Here is an 8,670-nt window from a genome sequence, read left to right on the forward strand (position 1 = left end):
CACCGTCAAGGTGAAGCTGATCAGCGCGACGCCATACCACTCCTGACTCGCTCGGCCGGGTGATCTACGGTCCGTTGCATGGCGCGGATCGTCGAAGAAATCTTCCTTCTCCTTCTGGACAATGCGAAGGCCCAACCCGCACTGGAGCGCGAGCGGCGTGAACGCGTGCTGGCGGCCGCCGTTCTGCTCGACCTGGCGTACGCCTGTCGCATTCGGCCCTCGGTTCCTGGCGAACCTGTCGAGGCGGGCAGACTCGTCGCACTGGCGGTGGGCGGTCCGACCGATCCCGTCGTCGAACCCGCTTTCCAGATTCTCCAGAAGCAGGCCCTGTGGCCCTCCCGCGCCGTGTCGAAGGTCAGCAAGGACGTTCAGGACAACCTCGCCCTGCATCTGGAACGGCTAGGGCAGATTCGGCGGGTGCGGCTGCAGCCGAAGCGGTCCGGTTACGCGTGGCCACTCACCCACCGCGACCGGGTCGCCAGGGCTCGCACCGACCTGTTGTCGGCGTTGTTCGATCGACGCCCGCCCACGCCGACGACGGCTGCCGTCGTCACCCTGCTGCATGCGGCGGACGGCCTCGGCGCGCTCCTGAGTCTCAACGACCGCGGCTGGCGCTGGGTGCACGCCCGGGCCACCGAAATCGCCAGTGGCAGTTGGGTTGACGAGTACCCGACCACACTGCCCGAGGTCAACCTGGCGGTGACGGCCTCAGCCCTGCGCTCAACCCTTGCGTAGCGCCTGTTCCAAGTCGCTCAGCAGATCCGCGGCATCCTCGATGCCCACCGACAACCGGACCAGGTCCTCAGGCACCTCGAGTTGTGATCCCGCAGTCGACGCGTGGGTCATTGCGCCGGGGTGCTCGATCAGCGATTCCACGCCGCCGAGCGATTCGGCGAGGATGAAGATCTCGGTGCGGGCGCACAGTTGCTGCGCGGCGGCCCGGCCGCCCTTCACCCGCACGGACACCATGCCGCCGAAGTCGGTCATCTGCCGGGCCGCGACGTCGTGATTGGGGTGGCTGGGCAGGCCGGGGTAGAGCACCGTGTCGATCGCCGGGTGCTCGGCGAGGAACTCGGCCACCCGGGTCGCGTTCTCACTGTGCCGCTCCATGCGCAACGCCAGCGTCTTCAGCCCGCGCATCGTCAGGTAGGCGTCGAACGGCCCCGGCACCGCGCCCGCGCCGTTCTGCAGGAAGGCGAAGGCGTCGTCGAGCTCCTCGGCATTGGTCAGCAGCGCACCGCCGACGACGTCGGAGTGGCCACCGATGTACTTCGTCGTCGAGTGCAGGACGATGTCCGCGCCCAGTGCCAGGGGCTGCTGGAGGGCCGGTGAGGCGAAGGTGTTGTCGACCAGCACCTTGACTCCGTCGGCCGAGGCGAGTTGGACGATTCCGGCGATGTCGGCGATCGTCAGGAGCGGGTTGGTCGGTGTTTCGACCCAGACGAGCCGGGTCTTCGAAGTGATCGCGGCGCGGACCGCGTCAAGGTCGGACAGTGGCACGGGCGTGTGGGTGATGCCCCACTGCGCGAACACCTTGTCGATCAGCCGGAACGTGCCACCGTAGGCGTCGTCGGGGATGACGACGTGGTCACCGGGCCGCAGCAGTGCCCGCAGCGCACAGTCGGTGGCGGCCATGCCCGAACTGAACGCCCGCCCGAACGTCGCCCCCTCGACGGCCGCCAGCCCGGCCTCCAGCGCCGCCCGGGTGGGGTTACCGGTGCGGGCGTACTCGAATCCGCCCCGCAGTCCGCCGACGCCGTCCTGCGCGAACGTGGAACTCGCGTAGATGGGCGCGTTGACGGCGCCGGTCGCCGGATCGGGCCGGTAGCCGGCATGGATCGCCCTCGTCGCGGGACCGTAGGCGCGGTACGCATCTGCCTTAGAACGCTGCTCACTCATCGTCGATCAGGGTAACGGCCTCGGATCACCGTGACGTCCGGTGTAGAACAAACAGCATGTCCACCACGATCGAAAGTCTCCTCGACCTCGACTCGCTACTCACCGTCGAGGATGTCGAACTACGGACGATGGTCCGCGAGTTCGGCGATCGACGCCTGCGTCCGCACGTCGCCGAGTGGTTCGAGACCGGCGAAGTCCCGGTCCGCGACCTCGCCGTCGAGATCGGCAAGCTGGGTCTGCTCGGCATGCACCTGCAGGGGTACGGGTGCGGCGGGTCGACCGCCACCGCTTACGGCCTGGTGTGCCAGGAACTCGAAGCCGTCGACAGCGGCCTGCGCAGCCTGGTGTCGGTGCAGGGTTCACTGGCGATGTTCGCGATCCACCACTGGGGCAGCGAGGAGCAGCGCAAACAGTGGCTGCCAGGGATGGCGGCTGGCGAGCTGATCGGTTGTTTCGGGCTGACCGAGCCCGACTTCGGGTCCAATCCCGGCGGGATGCGGACGACGGCGCGTCGCGACGGCTCGGACTGGGTGCTCAACGGATCGAAGATGTGGATCACCAACGCATCGATCGCCGACGTGGCGATCGTCTGGGCGCGCGCCGAGGAAGGCATCATCGGGTTCGCGGTTCCCACGTCGACCCCCGGGTTCAGCGCGCGCGAGATGACGCACAAGATGTCGCTGCGGGCATCGGTGACCTCCGAGTTCAGCCTCGACGACGTTCGTCTGCCCGGCGACGCGAAACTTCCTGGGGCGCGGGGCTTGTCGGGTCCACTCGCCTGCCTGTCCGAGGCCCGTTTCGGCATCGTATTCGGTTCCGTCGGCGCGGCGCGTGACTGCTTGGAGACGACGCTGGACTACGTCGGCACGCGCGAGGTGTTCGACAAGCCGCTGGCCGGTTATCAATTGACGCAGGCCAAGATCGCCGACATGGCCGTGGAGCTCGGCAAGGCGCAGCTTCTGGCGCTGCACCTGGGCAGGCTGAAGGACGCCGGGAAGATCAAGCCCGAACAGGTGAGCGTCGGCAAGCTCAACAACGTTCGCGAGGCAATCAAGATCGCACGTCAGTGTCGGACCCTGTTGGGCGCCAACGGGATTACGCTCGAGTACCCGGTGATCCGGCACGCCAACAATCTCGAGTCGGTGCTGACCTACGAGGGCACTTCCGAGGTACATCAGTTGGTCATCGGCGAAGCACTGACGGGCGTCAGCGCCTTTCGCTGAAACGACTACGCCGCCTGCCCGCGCGTAACGGACTGGCGGCGTAGACGAAGTCTCAAAGGGGAAGTGCGACAGTCTTGATCAACTTGTCGACGAGCGTTTGGCGCTTGGGATCCCACAGCGGGAACAGAACGGCGACGATCCAGGCGATGCCGCAGACGAAGTAGGCCACGATGTAGACGAGCTCGCGCAGAACGGACTTTCCGAAGCCAATCGGCTGTCCGGTGTCCTCATCGACGACCTTGAACTTCATGATGCCCTTGCCGATGCTGGAACCCGTAGTGCCCTGCTTGTAGCCCAGGTTCCAGATGATGAACGCCAGCGCGACGAGCTCGAGCAAGATGAAGAGAGTCCACGCCAGCCCAGTCGGACCGTTGTTGCCAGTCGCGCAGAAGTCACCGAGCTGGTACTCGGAACTGTCTGTGACGCACACCGTGTCGACCTTCTGCATGGTCACGAGGAAGATCGAACCGATCCCCGAGATGATCCCCACTGGCAGCCAGTCGATGAGCCACGCGAGCACGCGCGTGAGCCACGGCGTGTACACCTCGGACGATCCGGCGCCGTAGGCAACGCCTGGGGGTGCGGGCGCGTATCCGCCTTGCGCAGGGGGAGGCGGCGGGTACGAACCACCCGGCGGTGGAGGCGGGGGTGGGTATCCACCGCCCGACGGCGGCGGCTGCGGGTAACCACCGCCGGGAGGCGGCGGCGCCGGCGGTTCATATCCCCCGCCCTCGGACGGCGGCGGCGGAAAGCTACCCGCGGGAGGTGGCGGGTAGTTGCCCGGAGGGGGCGGGGGGTTGGTCATCGTCGGTCCTTCTTCCGTTCGAATGCAGGTGGTCGCAGCATACGAGGACTATGTAGAGCGAATCCATAGTTTGCCGAGACCCGGTCTGCTCTCACGGGATCACGGGGTGAGTGGCGCAATCTGACCGCTGCTGAGCTTCCGGTAGGTGTGAACCAGGAAGAGCGTCGCGACCGGCACGGCGACGATCACGCCGATACCGCAGAGCAGTGCACCGACGGTCACGATGACGCCGATGATCAGCCAGGCGAGGAGCACCTGAACGAAGTTGGCCTTGACCACCGCGAAGCTCGCCTTGATCGCATCGACAGGGGGCAGGTTGCGATCGACGATCGACACGGTGGTGAAGAGCGTGAACAGCGAGATCACCAAGCTGAAGATGAAACAGAAACTGAGGATCGATGACACCAGGCCGATGAGTAGGCTCGCCACCACGACGCTGCCGACGTTGCGCGGCTTGAAGAACGAACCGATCGTTACGGGTTGGCCATTGGCGATGTCCAACAGTCCCGCGTAGTACGCCGACGAGAACGCGCCCACCACAACGAATGTCAAAACACTGCCCAGAAAGATGGCGACGTAGCTTCCCAAGCCGAATCCGGAAGACGCTGAATAACTGAAGCCAGTGTCATCCGAGCTATAGGAGCCAATGGAGTCAGGCGATAGCGCATTGGCGAGCACGAAGACGACCACGGACAACGCGGCCACGATCAACCCATACACCAGCGTCGCGACGATGAGCGGTACGGCGTTCTTGCTGAACTTGTTCCACGCCCACGAGAACGCCTCTCCGATGTCGACCTGTTGGCCCGCCCCGTAGGAGCCGGGGGGTGGACCGTAACCACCTTGCGGTGTATAGCCTCCCTGCGGCCCGCCGTAGCCCGTCTGCGGCGGCGGCGGATAACCGCCCTGCGGAGGCGGCGCTCCGTAACCACCTTGCGGCGGAGGCGGATAGCCACCTGGAGGCGGCGGCGGATAACCACCCTGCGGAGGCGGCGCCGGGTAACCACCCTGCGGAGGCGGCGGATAACCACCCTGCGGAGGCGGCGGCGGGTAACCACCCTGCGGAGGCGGCGGGTAACCATCGTCCGGAGGAGGTGGGTAACCACCTTCCGATGGCGGCGGGGGCGGGTTGGTCATGGTTGACACACCTTTCGGCTGAATTCGGACCGGGCTCGCTGATCGCAATCCCGTTGATGGCTATACATATAACGCGGTGAACGGCGCTATCGGCAGATTGCGGACGACGAACCATGCGGACACCAGGAGCAGGGCCACAACGGCAGCCCACCGTTGGTGTTGCCAACTGACGATCCTTCGGTTGACGATGCGCCCGTACGTCCAAGCTCCGAAAGCCCAGAGCAGGAACAACACTGACAACAGCCCGAGTGCGTTGAAGTGGGCTGCGCCGAGAACGTCCCCGTGCAGAAGGCAGTAGATCATTCGCAGGCTTCCGCAACCCGGGCAGTCGATCCCCAACAACGCCTTGGTCGGACACACCGGCAGCGGTCCACCCGTCGACATCGGATCACCCAACCAGACGGCGCCGCACACCAACCCGGCCGCCACCGCTACGCCGAGCGGGGCGCCGAGTGGTGCTAGTGCCAACGATCGGCGCGTATCCAACATCGGTCCGAGTGATTTACGAGTACGAGAAAGCGCTGGCGCCGACGACCAGCGAGAAGATCAGGTAGATGACGCCGACGACGACACCGGCGATTGCCCCCCACATGGCGAACTTCTTGGCGTCGTCTGCCGCCTGCTGAGCCTCGGCGTAGCGACCCTGCCCCCACAGACCGGAAACCTGCGTGGCCTTGACGATCGACACGATGCCCAGCGGAAGACAGCAGAGCACGGTGACCAGGATTCCCCACACCAGATTGTTGTCGGGCTGGTTCGTGGGCGGCCCACCGTAGCCACCGTAACCACCTGGTCCACCCGGTCCGGGAGGAGGCGGTGGGTAGTTGCCTGAGGGCGGCGGTGGGTAGTTGCCTGAGGGCGGCGGAGGGTAGTTGCCAGGAGGGGGTGAGGGCGGATACTCGGTCATGGACGCCTTTCGGTCATCATTAGCTGAGTCTGAGCGGTGTCACCATACCCGAGAACTGGCTCACGAAGACGGCCATAAAGCGAACTTCATCACACGGATCGACGGCCGCCGAAGAGCGGAATGCTTGCCCTTGCTAACGGTTTTCGGGCGTCGACGGGTCGGTGCGGCCGCCTACCGCACCGCTACCGGCGGATATTTCCGTCGGATAGAAATCCGAGCAAGTCGTGGCGGGTAAGCACGCCAACGGGTTTGCCCTCTTCGACCACCATCACGGCGTCGATTTCACGCAGTGTCTTCGCCGCCGTACTGACGAGTTCACCGGCCCCTATGAGCGGCAGGGCGGGACTCATGTGTTGCGAAACGGCATCGGCTAGCTTTGCTCGGCCCTCGAACACTGCCGACAGAAGCTCACGCTCCGAAACGCTTCCAGCCACCTCACCCGCCATCACCGGGGGCTCCGCGCCGACCACAGGCATTTGCGAGACGCCGTATTCGCGCAGGATCCCGATGGCGTCGCGAACGGTCTCCGAGGGGTGGGTGTGCACCAGGTCCGGCAGCGCACCGGACTTTCGCCGCAACACGTCTGCGACCGTCGACTGTTCGATCGAACCGTCGAGCCGGTCGCGCAGGAAGCCGTAGGACGACATCCAGGCATCGCTGAAAACCTTTGAGAGATAGCCTCTCCCGCCGTCGGGCAGCAGGACCACGACGAGGGCGTCCGGTCCGGCCTGTTTCGCGACGCGAATGGCGGCCACGGCCGCCATCCCGCACGAACCGCCGACCAGCAGCGCCTCCTCACGGGCCAGGCGCCGGGTCATCTCGAATGAGTCGGCATCGGACACCGCGATGATGTCGTCGGTGACGGTCGGGTCGTAGGCCGACGGCCAGAAATCCTCTCCGACACCCTCGACGAGGTACGGCCTGCCCGTACCACCCGAATACACCGACCCCTCCGGATCCGCGCCGATGATCTTCACCGCGCCGCCGGACACCTCCTTGAGGTAGCGCCCCGCGCCGGTGATCGTGCCGCCGGTGCCTACGCCGGCGACGAAGTGCGTGACCTTCCCGTCGGTGTCGGCCCAGATCTCCGGACCCGTCGTCTCGTAGTGACTCGCAGGGCCGTTCGGGTTGGAGTACTGGTCGGGCTTCCAGGCGCCGTCGATCTCCTTCACCAGCCGGTCGGACACGCTGTAGTAGCTGTCGGGATGATCGGGCGGCACCGCAGTCGGGGACACTACGACGTCAGCACCGTAGGCGCGCAGCACGTTTCGCTTGTCCTCGCTGACCTTGTCCGGGCACACGAAGATGCACTTGTAGCGGCGCTGCTGCGCCACCAGGGCAAGGCCGACACCGGTGTTCCCGGAGGTCGGTTCGACGATCGTGCCGCCCGGCTTCAGCTCGCCACTGGCCTCGGCGGCGTTGATCATCTTGATCGCGATGCGGTCCTTTGAGCTGCCACCGGGATTGAGGTACTCGATCTTGGCCGCCACGATGCCCGCGCCGTCGGGCACAACGGAGTTCAACCGAACGAGAGGCGTGTTGCCTATGAGCTCACTGACATGACCCGCGATTCGCATACGTACATCGTGTCAGGCGCAGGCACGGGTTACCAGGTGGCCTCTCGGATGTAGTCGCCGATCTGCTTCAGCGACCGCGTCGCCTCCTTGACGGTGGGCGCCGCCACCTGGAAGACGTGCATCTGACCGGGCCACACACGGATTTCCACGGGCACTCCCGCCGCGGCGAGCATGTGCGCGGCCTTTCGCGCGTCGTTGAGCAGAACCTCGGATCCAGACACGTGAATGAGGGTGCGCGGCAGCCCCGGCTCGATGTGGTCGAGCGGCTCGTAGATCTGCTCGGGCTTGCCATCGACGACGTGGCGCTTGGCCGCGGCCTCGATCAACTCGACCAGCGCCTCGAACGCCCTCGGCGGGAACATGGCGTCGGATTCGATGTTGGGATGCTGGGCTCGCCCCTCGTTGTCGATCTCGAATAGCGGCGACATGGTGACCACGGCCGCGGGCAACTCGTCTTCGAACTGCAGCCGCTCGGCCAGCGCCAGTGAGAGGTAACCGCCGGCCGAGTCGCCGGCGAGCACGATCTGCTCGGGCTCGTATCCCTTGAGCCGCAACCACCTGTAGGCGTCGTAACAGTCATCGATCGCCTGCCCGATCGAATGCTTGGGAATCATCCGGTAGTTGACGACCAGTGCCGGACTGTCGGCGAACCGCGACAACGCGGTCACCAGCCGGCCATGCGAGTTCGCTCCGCAGGTCAGAAAGGCCCCACCGTGCAGATAGAGGATGACGCTGCGCTTGCCGTCGGCGGGCAGGACGCCTGCCGCCCGGACCAGCTGCGCCGTGCAGTTCGGGAGGGCGATGGTGGCGCGGACCGTCCCGGGCGCGGGGAGCACGAGGCGTGACACGAAGTCGACCAAACCGAACGGCCACGGCATCCGCGGAACGTGGGCGCCAACGCTAATTGTTGGCTTGATCGTCATCATCGCGGCCAGAGCAAACAATCGGCCTGCGACGCTCGGGCCGTCCTCAACCACTTCGACGGGGGCGCCGTCACTGACGGGGAATCTGCGGGCTTTACGGGCTCTAGCAGCACTTATGCTGGATCCGGCAGATCTCGAGGCCTTACTCGGTGCGGTCATCGCCACCACTTCCTACGCCGTTGTAGTACCCCGTTTACGA

The 8,670-nt window shown here is 65.7% G+C and carries 9 protein-coding genes; 2 read left to right on the forward strand and 7 right to left on the reverse strand.

Annotated elements, in window-relative coordinates; all coding sequences use genetic code 11:
* Nucleotides 1-78: 78 nt before the first annotated feature.
* Nucleotides 79-735, forward strand: coding sequence for a GPP34 family phosphoprotein (locus QOI01_RS08740; RefSeq protein ID WP_526379943.1), 657 nt, complete (start codon nt 79-81; stop codon nt 733-735).
* Here the strand turns inward: QOI01_RS08740 and QOI01_RS08745 are convergent.
* Nucleotides 721-1,899 (reverse strand): cystathionine gamma-synthase, encoded by a 1,179-nt coding sequence (locus tag QOI01_RS08745; protein WP_526379945.1) that lies wholly within the window; start codon nt 1,897-1,899, stop codon nt 721-723. The two genes, QOI01_RS08740 and QOI01_RS08745, sit on opposite strands and share 15 nt — an antisense overlap.
* A 56-nt stretch (nt 1,900-1,955) precedes the next feature.
* Between QOI01_RS08745 and QOI01_RS08750 the strand changes: the two genes are divergently transcribed.
* A complete protein-coding gene (locus QOI01_RS08750) occupies nt 1,956-3,122 on the forward strand; it encodes an acyl-CoA dehydrogenase family protein (protein ID WP_526379947.1) in 1,167 nt (388 codons plus the stop codon).
* A 52-nt stretch (nt 3,123-3,174) separates the two neighbouring features.
* Here QOI01_RS08750 and QOI01_RS08755 read toward each other — a convergent pair whose 3' ends face one another.
* From QOI01_RS08755 to QOI01_RS08780, 6 genes are all read right to left on the reverse strand, one after another.
* Entirely contained in the window at nt 3,175-3,927 is a 753-nt protein-coding gene (locus QOI01_RS08755; protein ID WP_526379949.1) for an Rv1078 family RDD domain-containing protein, read from the reverse strand.
* Between the two features lie 99 nt (nt 3,928-4,026).
* Complete coding sequence (locus QOI01_RS08760) at nt 4,027-5,064, reverse strand: DUF2189 domain-containing protein (RefSeq protein WP_526379951.1); 1,038 nt, start codon at nt 5,062-5,064, stop codon at nt 4,027-4,029.
* A 60-nt stretch (nt 5,065-5,124) separates the two neighbouring features.
* Complete coding sequence (locus QOI01_RS08765) at nt 5,125-5,553, reverse strand: DUF2752 domain-containing protein (RefSeq protein ID WP_526379953.1); 429 nt, start codon at nt 5,551-5,553, stop codon at nt 5,125-5,127.
* A gap of 13 nt (nt 5,554-5,566) precedes the next feature.
* The gene (locus QOI01_RS08770) at nt 5,567-5,971 is read right to left on the reverse strand and encodes a CD225/dispanin family protein (RefSeq protein ID WP_526379955.1); all 405 of its coding nucleotides are present in this window, start codon (nt 5,969-5,971) and stop codon (nt 5,567-5,569) included.
* A gap of 182 nt (nt 5,972-6,153) precedes the next feature.
* Nucleotides 6,154-7,548 (reverse strand): cystathionine beta-synthase, encoded by a 1,395-nt coding sequence (locus QOI01_RS08775; protein WP_526379957.1) that lies wholly within the window; start codon nt 7,546-7,548, stop codon nt 6,154-6,156.
* A 29-nt stretch (nt 7,549-7,577) separates the two neighbouring features.
* Nucleotides 7,578-8,630 carry an alpha/beta hydrolase gene (locus QOI01_RS08780; protein WP_526379959.1) on the reverse strand — a complete coding sequence of 351 codons (1,053 nt, stop codon included), beginning with the start codon at nt 8,628-8,630 and terminating at the stop codon, nt 7,578-7,580.
* Nucleotides 8,631-8,670 lie beyond the last annotated feature (40 nt).

Source organism: Mycobacterium sp. (assembly GCF_032162605.1).
Lineage (GTDB): Bacteria > Actinomycetota > Actinomycetes > Mycobacteriales > Mycobacteriaceae > Mycobacterium.

Excerpts from the sequence above, each read along its gene's own strand:
- QOI01_RS08745 (WP_526379945.1), bottom strand. The coding sequence starts at position 1,899 with ATGAGTGAGCAGCGTTCTAAGGCAGATGCGTACCGCGCCTACGGTCCC.
- QOI01_RS08765 (WP_526379953.1), bottom strand. The coding sequence starts at position 5,553 with ATGTTGGATACGCGCCGATCGTTGGCACTAGCACCACTCGGCGCCCCG.
- QOI01_RS08740 (WP_526379943.1), top strand. The coding sequence starts at position 79 with ATGGCGCGGATCGTCGAAGAAATCTTCCTTCTCCTTCTGGACAATGCG.
- QOI01_RS08750 (WP_526379947.1), top strand. The coding sequence starts at position 1,956 with ATGTCCACCACGATCGAAAGTCTCCTCGACCTCGACTCGCTACTCACC.
- QOI01_RS08775 (WP_526379957.1), bottom strand. The coding sequence starts at position 7,548 with ATGCGAATCGCGGGTCATGTCAGTGAGCTCATAGGCAACACGCCTCTC.
- QOI01_RS08770 (WP_526379955.1), bottom strand. The coding sequence starts at position 5,971 with ATGACCGAGTATCCGCCCTCACCCCCTCCTGGCAACTACCCTCCGCCG.
- QOI01_RS08755 (WP_526379949.1), bottom strand. The coding sequence starts at position 3,927 with ATGACCAACCCCCCGCCCCCTCCGGGCAACTACCCGCCACCTCCCGCG.
- QOI01_RS08780 (WP_526379959.1), bottom strand. The coding sequence starts at position 8,630 with ATGACCGCACCGAGTAAGGCCTCGAGATCTGCCGGATCCAGCATAAGT.
- QOI01_RS08760 (WP_526379951.1), bottom strand. The coding sequence starts at position 5,064 with ATGACCAACCCGCCCCCGCCGCCATCGGAAGGTGGTTACCCACCTCCT.